The following is a 21007-nucleotide window of genomic DNA, read 5'->3' on the forward strand; positions in this document are numbered from 1 at the left end:
CCGGCTCGCCAAAGGATGACGACACGATGGTGCAGCGCATTCTGGAGCCGGCGGAGATCGAATCGATCGACCACATCGCCATTGCGCGCGTGCGGTTGCCCGAGCGCGCCGAAGTGTTTGGCGCCCGGGCCCAGCGCCTGCGGCAACTGGCGCCGTCCAGCCCCATCGGGCCCTACCTGCTGCTGATGGCCGCCGTGGCCAACGCGCAGCACGCAGTGGCCCAGTCCCTGGACATTCCCCCGCCCTCCCCCCAGACCATCGAACGCGCCGGCGAGCACTGCATGCCGCTGCTGCCCGCGCAGGATGCCGGCGTGCCGGTGTCGGCCCCGGCGCTGTTCGAACGCCTGGCTGCGCTGCCCGCGCTTGCCGCCCCGCTGGCCACGCTGCGCGCCCTGTCGCCGGCCGCGCTGGCCGATCAGGTCCGCGCGCTGCTGGGCCAGCATGACGGCCCCGTGGACCCCGCGCTGGCCCCGCTGCTGATGGCGGTGCTGCAGCTGGACCGCACGGTGCTGGCCAGCGGCCTGCGCGAAGGCGACATCCCGGTGCTCGACGTCCACACGGTCTGCCCGGTCTGCGGCACGCCGCCCGTGGCCAGCATCGTGCGCATCGGCGGCCGCTACCAGGGGCTGCGCTATCTGCATTGCGGGCTGTGCGCTACCGAATGGCACATGGTGCGCGTCAAGTGCAGCCACTGCGAGACGACCGAAGGCATCAGCTACTACGCCGTGGAAGGCCACGGCGACGCGCTCAAGGCCGAGACCTGCGACCAGTGCCACCACTACCGCAAGATCAGCTATATGGAGAAAGACCCGCTGGCCGAGCCGCTGGCCGACGACCTGGCGTCGCTGGCGCTCGACGTGATGATGGGCGAGGCCGGCTACGGCCGCGCCAACGGCAATCCGCTGCTGTGGCTGCCCGACGACGATGACGACGACGCGGACGGCGGGGAGGCGCGGCGATGAACGACAGCGTGTCGATGCCCGCGCAGCCGGCGGACATCCCGTCGGTGGACCGCCTGCTACGGCTGCCCGGCGCGCAGGCGCTGCTGGACCAGTACGGCCGCGCCCCGGTCACGGCCGCGCTGCGCCGCCTGCTGGATACGCTGCGCGCGCAGGCCGTGGCAGGCCGGCTCACGCGCCACGCCATCGCCGACGCCGCGCTCTGCGACGGGCTGGCCGCCCAGGTGCAGCGCGACAGCCAGCCCCGCCTGCGCGCCGTGTTCAACCTGACCGGCACCGTGCTCCACACCAACCTGGGCCGCGCGCTGCTGCCCGACAGCGCGGTGCAGGCCGTGATGCGGGCGATGACCGCGCCAGCCAACCTTGAATTCGACCTCGACACCGGCGGTCGCGGCGACCGCGACGATCTGGTCGACGACCTGCTCTGCGAGCTGACTGGCGCCGAGGCCGCCACGGTGGTCAACAACAACGCGGCGGCCGTGCTGCTGATGCTGAACACGCTGGCGCAGCGCCGCGAGGTGGTGGTGTCGCGCGGCGAACTGGTCGAGATCGGCGGCGCGTTCCGGATTCCCGACGTGATGCAGCGGGCCGGCGCCCGGCTGGTGGAGATCGGCACGACCAACCGCACCCATCCGCACGACTACGCCAACGCCATCGGCCCGCGCACGGCGCTGCTGATGAAGGTCCACTGCAGCAACTACGAGATCACCGGTTTCACGCGCAGCGTCGACGTGGCCGAGGTGGTGCGCACCGCCCAGCCGCACGGCCTGCCCGTGGTGGTGGACCTGGGCAGCGGCACGCTGTGCGACCTGGCGCGCTGGGGCCTGCCACCCGAGACCACCGTGCGCGACACCATCGCGGCCGGCGCGGACCTGGTGACCTTCAGCGGCGACAAGCTGCTGGGCGGGCCCCAGGCCGGGCTGATCGTCGGCCGCGCGGACCTGATCGCCAGGATCAAGAAGAACCCGCTCAAGCGCGCGCTGCGCGTGGGCAAGCTGACGCTGGCGGCGCTGGAACCAGTGCTGCGGCTGTATCGCGATCCGGACACGCTGGCGGCGTCGCTGCCGACGCTGCGGCTGCTGACGCGCCCCGCGGGCGAGATGGCAGCGCTGGCCGGGCGGCTGCTGCCGGCCATGCAGGCGGCGCTGGGCGATGCGTGGCAGGTGTCGGCGGTGCCGACCGTCAGCCAGATTGGCAGCGGCGCGCTACCGGGCGGGCAGCTGCCGAGCTTCGGGCTTGCGGTGGCGCCGCGCGATGCGGGCAAGCGCGCCGGCTGCCGGCTGCAGCGACTGGAAGCGGCGCTGCGCGCGCTGCCGCGCCCGATCATCGGCCGCATCCGCGACGACGCGCTCTGGCTCGACCTGCGCTGCCTGGAAGCGCACGACGAAGCCGCGTTCACGGGCCAGTTGCCTGGGCTGGCCGAGGCGCTGCACGCATGATCGTCGGCACGGCCGGGCATATCGACCATGGCAAGACCACGCTGGTGCGGGCGCTGACCGGCGTCGACACCGACCGGCTCAAGGAAGAGAAAGCGCGCGGCATCTCGATCGAACTGGGCTACGCGTACACGCCGCTGCCCGGCGGCGACGTGCTGGGCTACATCGACGTACCCGGCCATGAGCGGCTGATCCACACGATGTCGGCCGGCGCCAGCGGCATCGACCTGGCGCTGCTGGTGGTGGCCGCCGACGACGGCGTCATGCCGCAGACGCGCGAGCACGTGGCCATCGTCGAGCGGCTTGGCGTGCCGCGCGCGGTGGTGGTGCTGACCAAGGCCGACCATGCCGACGCGGTGCGCCTGGCCGCCGTGCGCGAAGAGATCGCGTCGCTGCTGGCCACCACGCCCTACGCCGGCGCCGACATCTTCGCGGTCAACGCCACCGATGCCGCCGACGCCGGCGTGGCCCGGCTGCGCGACTGGCTGCACGATGCCGCGCGGCAGCAGCCCGCGCGCCGCAGCGATGGCCGGTTCCGGCTGGCCGTGGACCGCGTGTTCACGCTGGCCGGGCACGGCACGGTGGTCACCGGCACCGTGTTCGACGGCCGCGTGGCCGTGGGCGACGTGATGCAGGTGGCGCCGTCGGGCCTGCCGGCGCGCGTGCGCAGCATCCACGCCCAGAACCGTCCGGCCGAAGCCGGGCTGGCCGGCCAGCGCTGCGCGCTGAATCTGGCCGGCGTCGACAAGGACGCGATCCGGCGCGGCGACTGGATCGTCGACCCCGTGCTGATGGCGCCGGTGACGCGGCTCGATGTCCGCCTGACGCTGCAGCCGGGCGCCGACCTGCGGATCGGTCACTGGACGCCCGTGCACGTGCATCTGGGCGCCGCGCATCGCGTGGCCAACGTGGTGCTGCTGGACGCCGAGTCGCTCGATGCCGGCGGCACCGCGCTGGCGCAGCTGGTGTTCGCCACGCCGCTCTGCGCGCTGGCCGGCGACCGCATCATCGTGCGCAACGCGCAGGCCACGCAGACCGTGGGCGGTGGCGTGGTGCTGGACAACCTGGCCCCCGAGCGGCACCGCCGCACGCCGGCCCGGGTGGCGTGGCTGCAGGCCGTGGAGCGCTACCTGTCCGGCCAGGGTCTCGCGGCGCTGCTGGAACACGCGCCGCACGGCCTGGGCGAGCGCCGGCTGGCGCAGCTCACGGGCCGCGCCGCCGATGCGGGGACGCTGCCGCCCGACACGCAGCGCGTGGGCGACACGTGGATCCTGGCGCGCGATGTCGATGCGTTGCGCGCGCGCGTGCTGGACACGCTGGCCGGCTTTCACGCGCGCATGCCCGACGAACCCGGCCTGGGGGCCGGCTCGCTGCGCCGCGTGGCTTTTGCGGGCGCGCCGCTGCCGGACGCGCTCTGGTCCGCGCTGCTCGATACGCTGCTCCAGCGGCACGACGTGGAACGGCACGGCGGCTGGCTGCGGCTGCCCGGCCATGCCATCACGTTCACCGACGCCGAGCAGGCGCTGGCCGCACGGCTGCTGCCGCGCGTGGCGGCTGGCGGCTTCGACCCGCCCTGGGTGCGCGAGCACGCGGTGGCACTGAACGCGCCCGAGGAACAGGTGCGGCAGGTGCTGCGCAAGCTGGCGCGGCAGGGCGACGTGCACCAGGTGGTGCGCGACCTGTTCTACGCCGCGCCGGTCATCGAGGCGCTGGCGGGCCGGTTTGGCGCCATGGCCGCCGCGCACGGGCGCGTGGAGGTCATCGCGTTCCGTGACGCGGTGGGGCTGGGCCGCAAGCGGACGATCCAGCTTCTGGAGTTCTTCGACCGCGCGGGATACACTCGCCGCGTGGCGAATGCGCGCATGCTGCGGCCGGACAGCGAATGGCGGCCGGCGGCGCCACCCACCACGGAAGGCATCCGTATCCGGTGATGCGGCCGGGCTTCAAACCCGGTTGGGGGCGCCAGACGTTCCCAGGTAGGTTCGACTCCTGCTGCTTTCCGCCATCTTTCCTGCCGGTGCCCGGTGCAAATCTGACCGGCACCGCACGCCCGGCGGCGCGCTATTTCCGGCCGGCCGGCTTGTCGGTTTCCGGCTCCGACGGCTTGCGATGCGACGCCGCGTTTTCCCAGTCCTTGTCCGCCCGCTCGCGCGCCTGCTGGTTCGCGGCGGCGTTCTCGCGCAATTCGCGGTCGTCGAGCCCCTGGCGCTTGTCCAATTCGCGATTGCCCGACGTGTCGTGCCTGCTCTGCTTCATGACGTCTCCTGCTGGATCAGCCGCCCCATGCGGCCCCGACCGCAGACTGACGCGCAACTTTCGTTCCAGCCGGGGCAGTTTCCGCTTTCCTGTCGCCTTGGCGTCGCCTACCATCCTAGGGCAGCGGTTGGGCATGTTTCGAGTCTCGAACTTCTCATCCAGGGGATCACCATGGACAGACGCGCGTTCCTGCGGCTTGGCGCCGCCATTCCGGCCACCCTCGGCGCCACGGGCATCGCCCCGGCCTTCGCCGCCACCTCCACCCCCGCTGCCACAGCCACGCCGGACACCTTTCCGGCCTCGGCGGGCTGGCGGGTCTACGAACTGACCACCGACATCCAGCTACCCGCCGCCTCCGCGCCCGCCACCGTGTGGGTGCCGATGACGGCCGGCCAGCTTGGCGACTACCAGCGCACCGTATCGAACGAATGGCTGGCGCCCGGCGGGCGGGTCCGCCCCGTGCGCACGGGGCGCTATGGCGTCGACATGCTGGTCATCGACTGGCCTAACGCCACACATGGCGCGCCGCTGACGGGCCGGCTAACCAACACCGTGGCGCTGCGCGACCGCGACGTCGACCTGGGCGCCGCACCGGCCCGCGGCGCCGGCGCGGAATCGCCGGCGGCGCTACGCGAATACCTGCGGCCCACGGCGCTGATGCCGACCGACGGCATCGTGCGCCAGACCGCGCTGGCCATCACGGCCGGCATGACCGACGACATGACCAAGGCGCAGGCCATCTACCAGTGGGTGGTGGACCATACCTGCCGCGACGCCAGCGTGCGCGGCTGCGGCACCGGCGACGTGGTGACGATGCTCAAGACCGGCGGCGTGATGAACGGCAAGTGTGCCGACATCAACGGCCTGTTTGTCGCGCTGGCCCGGGCGGCCGGCGTGCCGGCGCGCGACGCCTATGGCGTGCGCGTCGACGATTCGCAGCTAGGCTTCCGGGCGCTCGGCAAGTCGGGCGACATCTCCAAGGCCCAGCACTGCCGCGCCGAGTTCTACGCCGCCGGCTATGGCTGGATCCCGGCCGACCCCGGCGACGTGCGTAAGGTGGCGCTGGAGGAAACGCCGGGCGGCCTGCCGATGACCGACGGCAAGGTACGCGCCGCGCGCGCGATGCTGTTCGGCGCGTGGGAAGGCAACTGGGTGGCCTACAACCATGGCCACGACGTGCGGCTGCCGGGCAGCAACGCGGCGCCGGTGCCGTTCCTGATGTATCCACAGGGCCGCACGGTGGCGGGCACGCTCGACAGCCTGGACCCGGCCGCGTTCGGCTACCGCATCACGTCGCGCAGGGTGGCGTGATGGCGGATGCGAAGCCGGGGGACAAGGAAGTCAGGCTGACGTCGCTGGCGCACGGTGGCGGCTGCGGGTGCAAGATCGCGCCGGGTGTGCTGAGCGACATCCTGCGCAATACCGGCCAGTTTCCGGCGCCGCCCGCGCTGCTGGTGGGCATCGAGACCAGCGACGACGCGGCGGTCTACCGCCTCAACGACACGCAGGCGCTGATTGCCACCACGGACTTCTTCATGCCGGTGGTGGACGACCCCTACGACTTCGGCCGCATCGCCGCCACCAATGCCATTTCCGATGTCTACGCGATGGGCGGCACGCCGATCATGGCGCTGGCGCTGGTCGGCATGCCGGTGGACAAGCTGTCGCCCGAGACCATCGGCAAGATCCTGGCCGGCGGCCAGGCGGTCTGCGCCGAGGCCGGCATTCCGATTGCCGGCGGGCACTCGATCGACTCGGTGGAGCCGATCTACGGGCTGGTGGTGATGGGGCTGGTCCACCCGGACCGCATCCGCCGCAACCGCGACGCGCAGGCCGGCGACGTGGTGATCCTGGGCAAGCCGCTCGGCGTGGGGGTCTACTCGGCGGCAATCAAGAAAGACCTGCTCGACGACTACGGCTACCGCCAGATGATTGCCAGCACCACGCAGCTCAACACGCCCGGCCGCACGCTGGGCGAGCTGGACGGCGTGCACGCGATCACCGACGTCACCGGCTTTGGCCTGCTGGGCCACCTGCTGGAGGTGTGCCGGGGCAGCGGGCTGGGCGCCACGGTGGACATGGCGCGCGTGCCGCTGCTGCCGGGCGTGGCCGCGCTGGCAGAACATGGCGCGGTGACCGGGGCGTCGCGCCGCAACTGGGCCAGCTACGGGCACGACGTGGTGCTGGGCGCGGGCGTATCCGACGTCCAGCAGGCGCTGCTGACCGATCCGCAGACCAGCGGCGGGCTGCTGGTGACCTGTGCCCCGTCCGCCGCCGACGCGGTCCTGCGCTGCTTCCGCCAGGCAGGCTTCGGCCATGCGGCCCAGATCGGCATCATGACCGCGGGTGATGCCCGGGTCACTGTATCGGCCTGATAGGGGCCTGATCCGGGCCTGACCTGCCGGCGTCCGTTCTTTCCGCCCCTTCCGCACGCCTTCCGCATTCCTCCTGTCAGCCTCCTGCCGCACGCCGCGCACGCTGTGTGCGGCGTCCCACATCGGCGCCAGCGTTTACGTGGAACGCTGGCGCCATGCCGTCGAACTTGCGCGATGCAAAAAGAAGGGGACGGCCGGGGTCATCGGCGCGGACGGCCGCCATATTGGCTATCGCTTACGCAGGCAGGAATTCGTCATGACCCAGATTTCCGTAGTCACCGTCAACTACAACAACCGCGACGGGCTGGCGCGCACCATGGACAGCGTGGCCCAGCAGCAGGCCGACACGTTCGACGTGCAGTACCTGGTCATCGACGGCGGCTCCACCGACGGCTCCGTGGAACTGGCGCGCGTCCGCGCCGCCGAGATCGACGTGTTCGTCAGCGAGCCCGACAACGGCGTCTACGCCGCGATGAACAAGGGCCTGGCCCGCGCCACCGGCGAATGGGTGCTGTTCATGAACTCGGGCGACTGCTTCGCCCGGCCCGACGCGCTCTCCATCGTCGTCCAGGCCGCCCACGAGCACCGTGGCGCGTGGCTGATCTACGGCGACAACATCAGCCCGCGCGGGCTGGAGCCGGCCGCCCCGCTCTACCGGCTGCGCGCCGGCATCATCCACGCCTGCCACCAGGCCATGGCGTTCCGCGTCTGCGACCTGCGCTACGACGAGAAATGGCGCATCTACAGCGACCTCGACTTCGTGCTGCAGTACTACACGCGCTTCAAGGCCAAGGCGTTCCGCCACGTGCCGTTCGCGCTGTCGCTGATCGAGGAAAGCGGCATCAGCGCGTCGTACCCGGCCGCCAAGCGGCGCGAGAAATTCGGCATCATCCAGCAGCGGATGGGCCTGGGCGGGCTGGTCTTCGCGCTGGCCTGCTCGGTACTGGCCGCCATCGACCTGCTCTGATCCGGCTGGCCCGCCCCGCGCGCGCCGCCCCTGCGGACGGCGCGCCCCCCAGGTCAGAACTTGCCGATCACCGCGCGCATGGCGGCGGCCACCTTGTCGGCCAGGTAGATGTGGCCGGCCAGCGTCGGGTGGGTGCCATCGGCCGAGACGTAGATGTCGCCGTTGCCGTCGCCCTTGGGGTTGGCCACGTTGCCGGTGCCGGTCTGCCACTGCTCGGCGATGTTGTCGATGAAGTGGAAGTTGGCGCGCTGGCCCACGGCGGCCCGGATCGCGTCACGCTGCTCCACGTGGGTGGAGCCGGGCGACCACGGCCCGAGCACGAACACCGTGGTGTTGGGCAGGCGGGTGGCGATCTCGTCGAACAGCGTCGCGGCCTCGGCCTGCAGCGCCTGCTGCGTGAACGGGGCGTCGTTGATGCCGCCGGCAATCAGGATCACGTGCGGGTTGAACGGGTAGACGTCGGTCTCCATGCGGTCGCGGAACTTGAGCTTGGTGGACGGCGCGGCCAGATAGCCCGTGGAGCCCACGCCGGACACGTACATGTCCTTCCAGCCCATGATGTAGCCCAGGCGGCTGGCGTAGTTGTCGAAGCTGTCGCCCTGGCCGGACATGCCCTCGGTGACCGAATCGCCCAGCGCGATGGCGCGCACGTTGCCCAGCGTCGGCACGGCGGTGACCTTGTCGCCCGGCGCGACGTACAGGCCGCCGAAGCGCATGTCGTTCGATTCGATGCGGATGTGGCGCGTCTTGCGGGCGCCCTGGAAGTCCACGCGCGTCAGGTACAGGTTGCCGTCGTCGGGATAGCCGACCGGCGTGCCGGACACGTAGGCGCCGTCCACGAGGATGCGGTGGCGCGAGATCTCCACGTTGCCCTTGACCAGGATCTCGAAGACCGGCGCATCGGTCACGAAATCGATGTAGAGCACGTTGGAGCCACGGCCCAGCCCGCCGTAGTTGACGGCGATGTTCTTCATCAGAAGCTGGTCGGGGTGGACGGTGCCGTTCTGCACCATGGTGCCGCTGAAGCGCAGCGCCGGGTCGCCGGGCGCGATCAGCACGCCATTGGCGATCGTCGTCGGCATGTTGGGCGTGCCTGGCGTGACGATGGGCGGCGAGGTCATGTTGGTCGGCATGGCGCCCTGCGCGGACGCGGCCTTGAGCAGCGCCTGGTTGGTCTCCAGGACGGTCGCCGGCTTCTCGGGCGTGGGGGTGGCGGGCGCGGGCTGGGCCGGCTGGGCCGGCGTGCCGCCGCCGTTGTTCGCCTGTTGCGTCGAATCGCCGTCTCCGCCGCCGCCGCACCCGGCCAGCGTCAACAGCACGGCCATCGATAACGAAGCCAGTTTCGCTTTCATTTGCATGCCCCTCGGTTTATGGAATGTGTTTCCCATATTTTCACAGCGGGCACGCCGGCACACTTGGCCATACGTCTGGAAGGGCATCGGACAACGGGATTACGGCTACGTCCGATAATGGGCGGATATTCGTGCGGTAACAGCCGGATCTGGCTGCTGGCCTCGTTCTTATGGTTGTAGTGACCCGTTTTAAATGCCCGGTTTCCGGAACGGCCTACACCCTAACATGACGACGCTGTCATTATATGGATAATGACAGCGCCGTAATTTACCGATTATGTGACCGATAAGAATGTGGGGTGGCCCACATTATTCCTCCTGGAATGCTTCCTCGCGCTTGGCCTTGATCGACGGCAGCGCCACCACGGCCACCAGCGCCGCGGCCGCCACCAGCAGGCCCAGCGACAACGGCCGCGACACGAACACGCTGAAGTCGCCCCGCGACAGCAGCAGCGTGCGGCGGAAGTTTTCCTCCATCATCGGCCCCAGCACAAAGCCCAGCAGCAGCGGCGCCGGCTCGCAGCGCAGCTTCAGGAACAGGTAGCCCACCAGGCCGCAGGCGGCGGCCACGAACACGTCGAACACCGTGTTGTTGACCGAGTACACGCCGATGCTGCAAAACGTGAGGATGGCCGGATAGAGAAAGCGGTACGGCACGGTCAGCAGCTTCACCCAGATGCCGATCAGCGGCAGGTTCAGCACCACCAGCATGAAGTTGCCGATCCACATCGACGCGATCAGCCCCCAGAACAGCGACGGGTTGCTGGTCATCACCTGCGGGCCGGGCTGGATGTTGTGGATCGTCATGGCGCCCACCATCAGCGCCATGACCGCATTGGGCGGGATGCCCAGCGTCAGCAGCGGGATAAAGGACGTCTGCGCGGCGGCGTTGTTGGCCGACTCCGGCCCGGCCACGCCCTCGATGGCGCCCTTGCCGAACTCGTGCGAGAACTTCGACGTCTTCTTTTCCAGCGAATAGGCCGCAAACGACGCCAGCGACGCGCCGCCGCCCGGCAGGATGCCCAGCGCCGACCCCAGCGCCGTGCCCCGCAGCACGGCCGGGATCATGCGGCGGAAATCCTCGCGGTTCGGGAACAGGCCGGAGACCTTGTCGGTGAACGTCTCGCGCGTTTCCTTCTGCTCCAGGTTGGCGATGATCTCGGCAAACCCGAACAGGCCCATCGCCAGCGCCGTAATGCTGATGCCGTCGGTCAGCTCGGGGACATCGAACGAGAAGCGCGCGGCGCCCGAGTTGACATCGGTGCCCACCAGCCCCAGCAGCAGGCCCAGCACGATCATGCCCACGGCCTTGACCAGCGAGCCCGACGCCAGCACCACGGCGCCGATCAGGCCCAGCACCATCAGCGAGAAGTATTCGGCCGGCCCAAACTTGAACGCCAGCTCCGACAGCGGCGTGGCAAACGCGGCCAGGATCAGCGTGGCGACGCTGCCGGCGAAGAACGACCCCAGCCCGGCCGTGGCCAGCGCCACGCCGGCGCGGCCGCGGCGGGCCATCTGGTAGCCGTCCAGCGTGGTGCAGACCGACGACGACTCGCCGGGCAGGTTCACGAGGATGGCCGTGGTCGATCCGCCGTACTGCGCGCCGTAGTAGATGCCGGCCAGCATGATCAGCGCGGCCACCGGGGGCAGCGAGTACGTGACCGGCAGCAGCATGGCGATGGTCGCCAGCGGCCCCAGCCCCGGCAGCACGCCGATCAGCGTGCCCAGCACGCAGCCCAGGAAGGCGTAGGCGATGTTTTGCAGCGAAAGCGCCGTGGAAAATCCCAGCGCGAGATGGCTCAGCAGTTCCATGTCCGCGCCCTCCTCAGTTGGTCAGGAATGCCGGCCACACCGGCATCTGCAGGTTGATGCCGTAGACGAACGCGAACGTGCTGATCAGCACCAGCACCACGGCGTTCAGGCAGGCGCCCTTCCACGTGAATTCATGGCTTGCCATCGACGACGTCAGCACCAGCACGAGCACCGACAGCACCATGCCCAGCGGCTTCAGCACGAGCCCGAACAGCACCACCGACCCCAGGATCCAGAGCAGCGTCTTGATGTCCCAGCGCGCCATGCGGTCCGCCTCGGCCTTGCCCGACGTGGAGCCGATGGCTACCACCGCGCCCAGCAGCGCCAGCACGATGCCGAGCCAGAACGGGAAGTAGCCCGGCCCCATGCGCGCCGCCGTTCCCATCGTGTAGCCGCGGGCGATGAACGAGAATCCGAGCCCCACCGCGATGAACATCAGTCCGGACAGCAGGTCCGTCTGTCTCCGTATTTGCATCTGTCTTTCCCCGTTTCGTCTGCGCACCGTCGGTCGTCTTGCGCGATGTGCCGGTGCAGGAGGGACGGACAATACATCATGTCGTGATGTAATTGGGCGAAGCTACGGGAAATCCCCGAGCGATTTCCCGGCTCGGCCCGTGGCGGCAATATTTACATCATCCTGTGATGTAAATCGGCTATGCGGCTCACGCCGCGTCGTGGAAAATGATGCCGAGCGTGTGCCGGTGGCCCGTGTGCAGCCGGCTCACGCCATGCCGCAGGTTCACGCGATAGACGCCGCGCGTGCCCTGCACGGGCCGCTGGCTGACCGCGAAGACCACGGCGTCGCCTTTGCGCAGCGACACCACCTCGGCGCGCGACTGCATGCGCGGCCGCTGCTCGGTCATCACGAACTCGCCGCCCGTGAAGTCCTGGCCGGGTGCGGACAGCAGCACCGCCACCTGCAGCGGAAAAACATGCTCGCCGTAGAGGTCCTGATGCAGGCAGTTGTAGTCGCCGGCCGTGTACTGCAGCAGCAGCGGCGTGGGGCGCGGCTGGCCCGCACGGTGGCAGCGAGCCAGGAAATCGGCATGGGCGGCGGGATAGCGGGTGTCGATCCCCATCGCCGAGTTCCAGCGGTTGGCGATCGGCACCAGTCGGGGATAGAGGCCGGTCCGCAGGGTCTCCACCGCGTCAGGCAGCGGATAGGCGAAGTACTTGTACTCGCCCTGCCCGAAGCCGTGCCGGCGCATGTCGATGCGGGCCCGGAAGCGGGTGTCGTCGCGATAGAGATCGACGAGCCGGTCGCAGACCCCGTGCGGCACCAGCGCCGGGATGGCGGCACAGCCGAACGCGTCGAGCTGGTGTGCGATGGCGGGCCAGTCCAGCGCGTCGATGCGCTGGCGCAGGGGCAAGCCCGGTTGCGTTGTCGTGTCCATGACCACTCCCGCCGCAGGGTCGAATCCCCACGGCAAAAATATTCCTTGAAATGAGATCGATTCCCATTTACTATTCGCATCACTGTCCGACGCACGGCACCGCCGACACCGGGCAGGCACAGATTGCAGGGCGTGGTTCAGCGTGCGGCGTGTCCGCACCCGCCGATACGGCGCCCGATACCGTCTTTTGTGGGGACCGCTCCGAGACACGGAGCGTTTGGTAGTAGCCAGCTGCAGGAAGATCGGGAAAACATCCAGACCCCGTTTTCCCGATCGCGTCATCCTGCAGCAAGCCAGGCCACCTTTTTATTCCGCGCGCCACGCAGGCACAGCGCGCCGCCCGGGACGCTCCCGCACATCATGCGGATGCGGCCCGGCGCTTCTCCGCCTGCTCCCGCCACGCCTCCGGCGGTGGCGGCCGGCCCCACGCGCCGGCTTCCGCCCCGTCGGGGTTCCACCGACTGGAGTACTAACCAGGCGCCCCAACCGGGCGCGAGCCGCCGCATGACTATGTCCACCGTGAACTCCGATGCCGTTCCCCTGAAGCGCGCGGGCCTGAAGGCCACGTCGCCGCGCATGCACGTGCTGGAAGCGTTTCGCAGCAGCGAGCGTCGGCACCTCAGCGCGGAAGACGTCTACCGGATCCTGCTCGACCTCGATATCGACGCGGGCTTGTCCACCGTCTACCGTGTGCTGAACCAGCTCGTGCAGGCCAACATCCTGCTGCGCCACAGCTTCGAGTCGGACCACGCGGTATTCGAGCTGAACGAGGGCGGCCACCATGACCACCTGATCTGCGTGAGCTGCGGCGTGGTCGAGGAATTCCGCGACGAAGGCATCGAGCAGCGCCAGAAACAGGTGGCCGCCCAGAACGACTTTGTCCTGCGCGAGCACATGCTGGTGCTGTACGGCCTGTGCCCGGCCTGCCAGTCGGCGGGTGCCGAAAGCGCCACCGCCGCCTAGCCTGGCAAGTAGCGCGGACGTTTCTTACAGAAACGTCAGGTGCCGTTACAAAGGTGCGCAAACGGTAATACGCCAGATGGGTAGAGTGGAGCCATCGCATCTCACCCACTGGTGATTTCCATGAGCAAGCGCCCCCTCTACCTCTCGCTGTTCGTTGCCGGCGCCGCCGCGCTGGCCGCTTCCACCGCCGCCATGGCGCGCGTCGATGTCGACGTGAATCTCGGCGTGCCGATCGCGCCGGCCCCGGTGGTCGTCGCCCCGGCGCCGGTCTATGTCCCGCCCCAACCCGTGTACGTAGCCCCGCCTCCGCCGCCGCCCCTGGTTTATCGCCCGGCGCCGCCGGTGGTCGTGGCGCCGCCGCCCGCCGTCATCATCGGCTGGCACGGCGACCGCTACTGGGATGGCCGCCGCTGGTACGACCGCCGCGAATACCACGCCTGGCACCGCCACGACCACGGTCATGGCTACGACCACGGCTACTATCGCCGCTAAGCCACCGCCATCATGGCCGCGCCACGGCCGGCGTCGCCGCCGGCGCGGCCGGCCGCAGCACCAGCCACACCGCCAGTCCGATCAGCAGCATGCCGCCCGCGTGCGCCCAGGACAGCGCCTCGCCCAGGAACATCCAGCCCCAGACGATGCCGAACGGCGGAATCAGGAAGGTCACGGTCAGCGAGCGCACCGGTCCCAGGTCGGCAATCAGCCGGAAATAGAGCACGTAGGCGATGGCCGTGCAGAACATGCCCAGGCCCAGCATCGCCGCCCAGACACCAACACCGGCGGCCGGCAGCGTGTTGTCGCGGATCAGCGCCACCGCGCTGAACGGCAGCAGGAACAGCGCGGCGCCGACCAGGCTGCCGCCCGCCACGAGCCGGCTGTCCAGCCCGCCCTGGGCGGTAATCCAGCGCCGGGTCAGGAAGCCCGCCAGCGCGTAGCACGACGTCGCCATCAGGCACGCAAGCGCCCCAAGCAGCACATCGTGCGAAAACACGACCGGCCCGGTGCGCGTCAGCACGGCCACGCCCGCCAGCCCCATCATCACGCCGGCCGCCTTGGCCCGCGTCAGCTTCTCGGCAAAGAACAGGGTGCCGATCACCACGCCCATCAGCGGCGTCATCGCGTTGAAGATGGCCGAATAGCCGGCCGGCAGCCAGAGCGCCGCCACCGAGTACATCACGAATGGAATGCCCGAATTGATGATGCCGAGCCCCACCACGGCCGGCCACTTGCCTTTCATGTCCCATTTCACGCCCAGCAGGGGCAGACAGGCCACCAGAGTCACGGCGCCGATCAGCACGCGGAAGAACGCCGTCGGGAACGGACCCAGCACCGGCGCGGCAATGCGGATGAACAGAAAGCTTGCGCCCCAGATGGCGGAAAGCAGCAGCAGGCGAAGCAGGTCAGCGGGTTTCATCAGTTCGATCGGAGCAAGAATTAGAGTTTGGGAGCGCAGACCGTTGCAGCCAAGCGACACTTGTGTCGCTTTACGCCCCAATCCGAGGATTGCCATGGCATTGGATGGGCGCCATTTCACCGCATACCGGCCACCATGGCGTGCTGGAATCGGACATGCGGGCCGGCAAATACGACAGACTGCAACGCCCAACGTCCCGGATCGGCGCCCAAAAAAGGGGCAAAAGCGGCGTTTGTTGCATGCACGCCGCAGTGACGCTTTCGGATGCCTTACAGGTTTACCCCCCCGTGGTAGGGGGCCTTACCACAGGGCGTGACATTGCGTATTCAGTTCCATTAAAATCTGCCCTGCGCCAGAGTTAATTGACCCCTCCGACGCATTCCCGACAAGCCGCCAGGCAACTCCTGGCGGCTTCTTTTTTTTGTCGGCGGAAAGGCGTATCGTAGCGACTGCGCAGCGATCGGGGGATGGGGCGTTGCGCGCACGTTGCATTCCTGCGTCAACCTACCGCCCCGGTTTTGCGTTGCCTGCCACATGAAACGACAGTTCCTCGGCTTGCTAGCCCGCGTCTACGTCATGCAGTTCGCCATGGAGGTGCCCGCCACCGTGGCCATGCTTGCAGAAATGCTCATGGAGTATGGATTCCAGGTCGATATCGGCACGGTCCGGCCCTTGCTCCGCGCCCTGCAGATGGAGGGTTACCTGGAAAGCGTGCTGCGCGACGGCATCGGACGGGTCTACCTGCTGACCGAGCAAGGCCGCGAAGAGCTGGCCAGCAGCCGCTCGCGGATCGACGACCTTTACCGGCGCCTGCACAACCCGACCGGCGTCGGCGAACCGCTGACCATCGCCAGCAAGACCTGAACGCGGTAGACCGGGCGCCCCCGCCCCTGAAACCCCGGCTGCACGCGTGTGCGTCCAGCCGGGTTTTCTTTTTGGCGGATGGCTATCCCAGCAACGCGACGCAGCAGACGAACGACAGCCAGAGATGGCGGCGCTGCGCCGGTGCCATGCGCTGCATTTCGAACCGCTCGATGCCACGGGCCTGCCGCGGCGCGGCCGCCCGCCGCCGTACGCGGATGGCAGCCAGCCGGCCCAGCATTGTCTTGATCATGGTGACCCCTCCGCATGGTGGCGGGCGGCATGCCCAGGCATGTCCGCGCCGCCCATGACGTGGATTATTGGTGTACGGCGGCCCGCCCGCGCGCCGCGTTGCACGCTGTTTGGGTCGCCAACGTGCAGATTGAACGCGCTATGTGACAGGACAGATGACGCTGACACCGAAACTTCACGAAGCGTGGCCGCTGCCGCCGAAACATGGCGTCACCGCCACACGCGCCAGCGCGGCCGCGCTGTCAAACCCGGAATGCCCGGACTGCCTCAAACGGGTGAGTCGTGATACCGTAACTTTGGCTCGACGGACCCTGGCACAGGGCAATCCCGGCCTCCGCCGACTACCGAGGCGCCCAGCCCGCCACGCGGGAATCATCCGAACCGCATGCCCCGATTACTGCCATCGCTCAAGGCGCGAATCGCCCTGATCACCACGGTGCTTGCCGCCGTGCTTGGCGGCGGCATTGTGCTCGGCTCGCTCTATCACGCGCACCGCGACCTTGAGGACGTGCTGCAGAACCAGCAGGACTCCATCGTCAAATTGTCCACCGAGTTGCTGGACACGGCCATGGAAGACCGCATCGTGATGCTGACGAACCTGGCGCCCCAGCTAGTGCCGCTGCTGGCCGCCGCGACCGGCACGCCGCACGACGAACTGCGCCCGCGCCTGCTCGACGTGGTCAACCGCGCCATCTCGATCCCCGATGCGTTCGACGCCGTGGTCATCGCCGACGCCCGCGGCACGGTGCTGACGATGGACGGCATGCCGGCCGACGTCAGCGACCGCATCTACTTCCATGAGGCAGCCCGCACGCGCAACGTCGTGGTGGCCGCCCCGCTGCGCGCCCGCACCAACGGGGCGATGGGTGCCCTGGTGGCGGTGCCGGTGGTCTCCCCGGCCGGGGAGTTCATGGGGCTGGTGGGCGGCTGGCTCAACCTGGCCCACTCCAATTTCCTGGTCGAGATCGCGCGCAGCCGGCTGGGCATCACGGGCTTCTACTGCCTGGTGTCGGCCGGCGCGGCGCCGGTCTACATCCAGCATCCCGATGCGGCACGGCTGCATCAGCCCGCGCGGCCGTTCGACGATACCTGCGGCGTCGAAAACCACACGGCCCGGCTGGAATTCCTGACGCCGGCTCAGCCGGTCATCGCGCGGCGCCTGATGGCCACCACGGGCTGGGAGCTGGTGGCCGTGCTGCCCGCGCGCGAGGCGTATGCCCCGCTGCGGCAGATGCAGGCGCGCTTCCTGACGTTGTCCGGCATCGTGCTGGCCGTGGTGGCACTGCTGATCTGGCTGGCCGTGCGGCGGCTGCTGATGCCGCTGTCGCGGCTGCACCAGGTGGTGCGCGAGAGCGCGAACGACGTCGACGCCTTCGAGCGGCTGCCGCAGCGGCCCCAGCGCGACGAGATCGGCGACGTCACGCGGGCCTTTATCGGCCTGATGCGCGACGTGCGGCAGCGCGGCCAGCAACTGGCGCGCAGCGAGCGCCGGCTGCGCGCCGTGACCGATACGCTGCCGTCGCTGCTGGCCTTCATCGACAACGACGAGCGCTACGTCTTCAACAACGCCGCCTACGAGCGCGCGTTCGGCCTGCCGGTGGACCGCATCCGCGGCATGACCATGCGCGAGCTGCTGGGCGAGGAACGCTACCAGCGCGCCCGGCCCCACCTGCAGCGGGCGCTGGCGGGCAGCGTGGTCAGCTTCGAGGCCGAATATGCCTACCCCGACCTGCACTGGATGGAAACGAGCTACCGGCCCGAGTGGAGCGAGGACGGCAAGCAGGTGGTGGGCGTGCACATCCACGTGCAGGACATCACCCAGCGCAAGCTGGAAGCCCAGCGGCTGTCGCACCTGTCCCGCACCGATCACCTGACCCAGCTGCCCAACCGCGCCGCGTTCGAGACCCACCTGCGCGACGCCATGGCGCTGAGCCGCAGCGACGATGCACTGATGGCGCTCCTCTATCTGGACATGGACCGCTTCAAGGCCGTCAACGACATGCACGGCCACGCCACGGGCGACCAGTTGCTGCAATCGTTCGCGCTGCGGCTGCGGCGCTGCGTGCGCAAGCAGGACCACGTCGCGCGGCTGGGTGGCGACGAATTTGCCGTGATCCTGTCGGACATCGCCACCCCGGCCGCCGCGCAGCGCGTGGCCGAGGCCATCCTGCAGGCGGTGGCGCGTGGATTCTATTTCGATGGGGTGCTGGCCGACGTGGATGTCAGCATCGGCGTGGCGCTGTATCGCGGCACGCCGATGAGCGAGGAAGCGTTGATGCGCCAGGCCGACGTGCTGCTGTACCGCGCCAAGGCGGCCGGCCGCGGCCGCTACGAGATCGGCCCGGCGGAACTGCTGGAAGTGGACGCCTGAGCGCCGACTTTCGGCGCTGAAAGCCGCCGCGCGCGGCGCGGCTGCAGACCTGTCAGTGCTTGGTGGATTCGTCGGAAGCGTCCGATGCTTGCGGGGCGTCGGCGTCGAACGGCACGTGCCGGCCGTCCGCCGACTGGTAACCGAGCTTGGCGTTCTCGCCCATCATCCTCTGGTAGGCCAGCATGGCCTCGGCCACCGCCTTCGATTCGCCCTTGAACACGACCACGTCGTTGCCGCAGTTGGGGCACTCGCCGCCGAACACGGCGTCGATGCCGTGCAGGCCCGGCGCCGGAATGGCGTCGAAGTTCGTGAAGGCGGTCTTGCACGATCCGCAGACCAGTTGCGCCGGCCGCAGCGCGTCTACCCGTGCCCGCGCCTGCTGCGCCCGTTCCTCAGGCGTACCCCGTCGTTTTGCCTCACCCATGATGCTGTCCTTTCATGCCGCCCGGATCTGTCAACTGCCGCGTACTGCGCCGAACTGCGCGCAACCCCGCCCTCGCCCCGCCGCATCGGGCCATGTAGGCGAAGTGGAGGGGGCCATTGTAGACCACGCCGGACTGCACGGCCGCCCGATGTTGCCTATTGTGGATAACGGTTGCCTACCACCTATCCCCCCAAGGAGGACACCGATGATACGACCCAACGTGCAGGAAAACTTTGCCCGCTACGCCGACTGCATCGCCGCGTGCAACGCCGCGGCGGCGGCCTGCCTGAAGTGCGCGGCGGCGTGCCTGGAGGAACCCGACACCCGCAAGATGTCGCGCTGCATCGCGCTGGACATGGACTGCGCCGGCATCGCCAACCTGGCCGCGTCCTACATGCTCCGCAACAGCGAGTTCGCCCCGCTGGTCTGCGAAGATTGCGCCGAAGTGTGCAAGTGGTGCAAGGAAGAATGCGAGCGGCACGACCACTGGCACTGCCAGGAATGCGCCAAGGCGTGCACGGCCTGCATGGAAATGTGCCTGAAGATGACCGCATGACCATGCCACGCCATGCGTGGCGCGCGCGGGACGCCGGCACCGGCCCGGCCCCGCCAATCGCTCCGTAGGCATTGATTCCAGGCAACCGCCGCCGGCCGCTGCCCAAGCACGCGCCGGCGGCAGGGCTTTGCGGCGCATATGCCACCGGGCGGCTATCCTCTAGGTCTGCTCAGATTCAACTGCGATCTCTTTCCTGAAGGAGTCCGTCCATGTCCGAGAAGTCCCCAGCCACCCGCATCGAGAAAGACAGCCTGGGAGACGTTGCCGTCCCGGCCGATCATCTCTGGGGTGCCCAGACCGAAAGGTCGCGTCAGAATTTTCGTATCGGCACCGAGAAAATGCCGCCCGCGCTGATCGAGGCGTTCGCGGTCCTGAAGCTGTGCGCCGCCCGCGCCAACCGCGAGCTTGGCGTGCTCAAGCCCGACGTGGCGGATGCCATCGAGAAGGCCGCCGAGGAAGTCATCGCCGGCAAGTGGCCAGGTGAGTTCCCGCTGTCGGTGTGGCAGACCGGGTCCGGCACGCAGACCAACATGAACCTCAACGAGGTGATCTCGAACCGCGCCATCCAGATGCTGGGCGGCGAGGTGGGCAGCAAGAAGCCGGTTCACCCGAACGACCACGTCAACGCCAGCCAGTCGTCGAACGACAGCTTCCCGACGGCGATGCATATCGCAGCCACGCGTGCCATCCAGCAGACACTGTTGCCGTCGCTGGAGACGCTGCAACAGGCGTTCGCCAGGAAGGTCGACGCCTTTGCCGATATCGTCAAGGTCGGCCGCACCCATCTGCAGGATGCCGTGCCCCTGACGCTGGGCCAGGAGTTTTCCGGCTACATGACGCAAGTGGCCGACGCGCAGTCGCGGCTGCAGCAGGCCATGCTGCGTGCGATGCCCGTGGCGCAGGGCGGTACCGCCGTCGGCACGGGCCTGAACGCGCCGCCGGGGTTCGCGGCGGCGTTTGCCCGGGCGCTGGCCGGCTACACGGGCCTGCCGTTCGAGCCGGCCGCCAACCGCTACGCGCTGCAGGCCGCGCACGATGCGCTGGCGGACCTGTCCGGCGCGCTGAACACGACGGCGTCGTCGTTCCTGAAGATCGCGCGCGATTTTATGCTGCTGGGCTCGGGCCCGCGCGCCGGCTTTGCCGAGCTGCAGTTGCCCGCCAACGAGCCGGGTTCGTCGATCATGCCGGGCAAGGTCAACCCCACGCAGGCCGAGGCGCTGGCGATGGTCTGCTGCCGCGTGATCGGCAACCACACCACGGTCACGCTGGCCAACAGCCTGGGCACGCTGGAACTCAACGCGTACAAGCCGGTGATCGTCTACAGCCTGTTGCAGTCCGTCACGCTGCTGGCCGACGCCGCCGCCAGCTTTGCCGAGCACATGGTGGAAGGCGTCGAGCCGGACCGCGCGCGGATTCAGGAACTGCTGGAGCGCTCGCTGATGTCGGTGACGGCGCTGAATCCGCATATCGGCTACGACAAGGCCGCCGAGATCGCCAAGCTCGCGGTCAAGAAGAACCTGTCGCTGCGCGAGGCAGCCATTGACTCCGGTCACGTCACGAACGAACAGTTCGACCAGTGGATTGACTTCAAGGCGCTGACGAAGGAAGTATGAGC

Annotated in this window: 20 protein-coding genes and 1 tRNA gene; 13 read left to right on the plus strand and 8 right to left on the minus strand. The window is 68.9% G+C overall.

Annotation, left to right across the window (positions count from 1 at the left end):
• Positions 1–26: 26 nt before the first annotated feature.
• The 4 genes from fdhE (at position 27) to EPAKOI_RS25040 (ending at position 4400) form a co-directional block, all read left to right on the plus strand.
• Entirely contained in the window at positions 27–962 is a 936-nt protein-coding gene (gene fdhE, locus EPAKOI_RS25025; RefSeq protein ID WP_423194015.1) for a formate dehydrogenase accessory protein FdhE, read from the plus strand.
• Positions 959–2398, plus strand: a complete 1440-nt coding sequence (selA, locus tag EPAKOI_RS25030) for an L-seryl-tRNA(Sec) selenium transferase (RefSeq protein WP_423194016.1) — start codon at positions 959–961, stop codon at positions 2396–2398. Before fdhE ends, selA begins: the two co-directional genes overlap by 4 nt.
• Positions 2395–4326, plus strand: a complete 1932-nt coding sequence (selB, locus tag EPAKOI_RS25035) for a selenocysteine-specific translation elongation factor (RefSeq protein WP_423194017.1) — start codon at positions 2395–2397, stop codon at positions 4324–4326. Before selA ends, selB begins: the two co-directional genes overlap by 4 nt.
• A tRNA-Sec gene (locus EPAKOI_RS25040) sits at positions 4305–4400 on the plus strand. The genes selB and EPAKOI_RS25040 overlap by 22 nt, the downstream gene beginning before the upstream one ends.
• Before the next feature lie 56 nt (positions 4401–4456).
• On the opposite strand, the gene EPAKOI_RS25045 is transcribed toward EPAKOI_RS25040, so the two are convergent.
• Positions 4457–4651, minus strand: a complete 195-nt coding sequence (locus EPAKOI_RS25045) for a hypothetical protein (protein ID WP_313839689.1) — start codon at positions 4649–4651, stop codon at positions 4457–4459.
• A gap of 171 nt (positions 4652–4822) precedes the next feature.
• On the opposite strand from EPAKOI_RS25045, the gene EPAKOI_RS25050 reads away from it, so the two are divergent.
• The 3 genes from EPAKOI_RS25050 (at position 4823) to EPAKOI_RS25060 (ending at position 7993) form a co-directional block, all read left to right on the plus strand.
• Entirely contained in the window at positions 4823–5962 is a 1140-nt protein-coding gene (locus EPAKOI_RS25050; RefSeq protein ID WP_423194018.1) for a transglutaminase-like domain-containing protein, read from the plus strand.
• Positions 5962–7026 (plus strand): selenide, water dikinase SelD, encoded by a 1065-nt coding sequence (selD, locus tag EPAKOI_RS25055; protein ID WP_124685739.1) that lies wholly within the window; start codon positions 5962–5964, stop codon positions 7024–7026. Before EPAKOI_RS25050 ends, selD begins: the two co-directional genes overlap by 1 nt.
• A gap of 256 nt (positions 7027–7282) precedes the next feature.
• Positions 7283–7993 (plus strand): glycosyltransferase family 2 protein, encoded by a 711-nt coding sequence (locus EPAKOI_RS25060; protein ID WP_423194019.1) that lies wholly within the window; start codon positions 7283–7285, stop codon positions 7991–7993.
• Positions 7994–8046: 53 nt separating this feature from the next.
• On the opposite strand, the gene EPAKOI_RS25065 is transcribed toward EPAKOI_RS25060, so the two are convergent.
• The 4 genes from EPAKOI_RS25065 to EPAKOI_RS25080 form a co-directional block, all read right to left on the minus strand.
• Complete coding sequence (locus EPAKOI_RS25065) at positions 8047–9345, minus strand: SGNH/GDSL hydrolase family protein (RefSeq protein ID WP_423194020.1); 1299 nt, start codon at positions 9343–9345, stop codon at positions 8047–8049.
• Positions 9346–9654: 309 nt separating this feature from the next.
• A complete protein-coding gene (locus tag EPAKOI_RS25070; RefSeq protein WP_124685742.1) occupies positions 9655–11157 on the minus strand; it encodes a tripartite tricarboxylate transporter permease in 1503 nt (500 codons plus the stop codon).
• A gap of 13 nt (positions 11158–11170) precedes the next feature.
• A complete protein-coding gene (locus tag EPAKOI_RS25075; protein WP_124685743.1) occupies positions 11171–11632 on the minus strand; it encodes a tripartite tricarboxylate transporter TctB family protein in 462 nt (153 codons plus the stop codon).
• Positions 11633–11819: 187 nt separating this feature from the next.
• On the minus strand, positions 11820–12551 hold the full coding sequence (locus EPAKOI_RS25080; protein ID WP_423194021.1) for a 2OG-Fe(II) oxygenase: 732 nt from the start codon (positions 12549–12551) through the stop codon (positions 11820–11822).
• A gap of 504 nt (positions 12552–13055) precedes the next feature.
• Between EPAKOI_RS25080 and fur the strand changes: the two genes are divergently transcribed.
• Both fur and EPAKOI_RS25090 read left to right on the plus strand, forming a co-directional pair.
• The gene (fur, locus tag EPAKOI_RS25085; protein WP_313839676.1) at positions 13056–13514 is read left to right on the plus strand and encodes a ferric iron uptake transcriptional regulator; all 459 of its coding nucleotides are present in this window, start codon (positions 13056–13058) and stop codon (positions 13512–13514) included.
• A 120-nt stretch (positions 13515–13634) separates the two neighbouring features.
• Positions 13635–14006 carry a hypothetical protein gene (locus tag EPAKOI_RS25090; RefSeq protein ID WP_423194022.1) on the plus strand — a complete coding sequence of 124 codons (372 nt, stop codon included), beginning with the start codon at positions 13635–13637 and terminating at the stop codon, positions 14004–14006.
• Between the two features lie 10 nt (positions 14007–14016).
• Here the strand turns inward: EPAKOI_RS25090 and EPAKOI_RS25095 are convergent, their stop codons facing one another.
• Positions 14017–14928 carry a DMT family transporter gene (locus tag EPAKOI_RS25095; protein ID WP_423194023.1) on the minus strand — a complete coding sequence of 304 codons (912 nt, stop codon included), beginning with the start codon at positions 14926–14928 and terminating at the stop codon, positions 14017–14019.
• Between the two features lie 534 nt (positions 14929–15462).
• Here EPAKOI_RS25095 and EPAKOI_RS25100 point away from each other — a divergent pair.
• On the plus strand, positions 15463–15792 hold the full coding sequence (locus tag EPAKOI_RS25100; protein ID WP_124685748.1) for a PadR family transcriptional regulator: 330 nt from the start codon (positions 15463–15465) through the stop codon (positions 15790–15792).
• 82 nt (positions 15793–15874) lie between these two features.
• Here EPAKOI_RS25100 and EPAKOI_RS25105 read toward each other — a convergent pair whose 3' ends face one another.
• Positions 15875–16042, minus strand: coding sequence for a hypothetical protein (locus tag EPAKOI_RS25105; RefSeq protein ID WP_423194024.1), 168 nt, complete (start codon positions 16040–16042; stop codon positions 15875–15877).
• Between the two features lie 384 nt (positions 16043–16426).
• Here EPAKOI_RS25105 and EPAKOI_RS25110 point away from each other — a divergent pair, with 384 nt between their 5' ends.
• Positions 16427–18412 carry a sensor domain-containing diguanylate cyclase gene (locus EPAKOI_RS25110; protein ID WP_124685749.1) on the plus strand — a complete coding sequence of 662 codons (1986 nt, stop codon included), beginning with the start codon at positions 16427–16429 and terminating at the stop codon, positions 18410–18412.
• Positions 18413–18464: 52 nt separating this feature from the next.
• On the opposite strand, the gene EPAKOI_RS25115 is transcribed toward EPAKOI_RS25110, so the two are convergent.
• Entirely contained in the window at positions 18465–18836 is a 372-nt protein-coding gene (locus tag EPAKOI_RS25115) for a hypothetical protein (RefSeq protein ID WP_124685750.1), read from the minus strand.
• Positions 18837–19041: 205 nt separating this feature from the next.
• Here EPAKOI_RS25115 and EPAKOI_RS25120 point away from each other — a divergent pair, with 205 nt between their 5' ends.
• Both EPAKOI_RS25120 and fumC read left to right on the plus strand, forming a co-directional pair.
• The gene (locus EPAKOI_RS25120) at positions 19042–19392 is read left to right on the plus strand and encodes a four-helix bundle copper-binding protein (protein ID WP_124685751.1); all 351 of its coding nucleotides are present in this window, start codon (positions 19042–19044) and stop codon (positions 19390–19392) included.
• A 209-nt stretch (positions 19393–19601) separates the two neighbouring features.
• Positions 19602–21005, plus strand: coding sequence for a class II fumarate hydratase (gene fumC / locus EPAKOI_RS25125; RefSeq protein ID WP_313839666.1), 1404 nt, complete (start codon positions 19602–19604; stop codon positions 21003–21005).
• The last annotated feature ends 2 nt before the right edge of the window (positions 21006–21007 follow it).

This window comes from Cupriavidus sp. H18C2, assembly GCF_049393795.1.
GTDB lineage: Bacteria > Pseudomonadota > Gammaproteobacteria > Burkholderiales > Burkholderiaceae > Cupriavidus > Cupriavidus pauculus_C.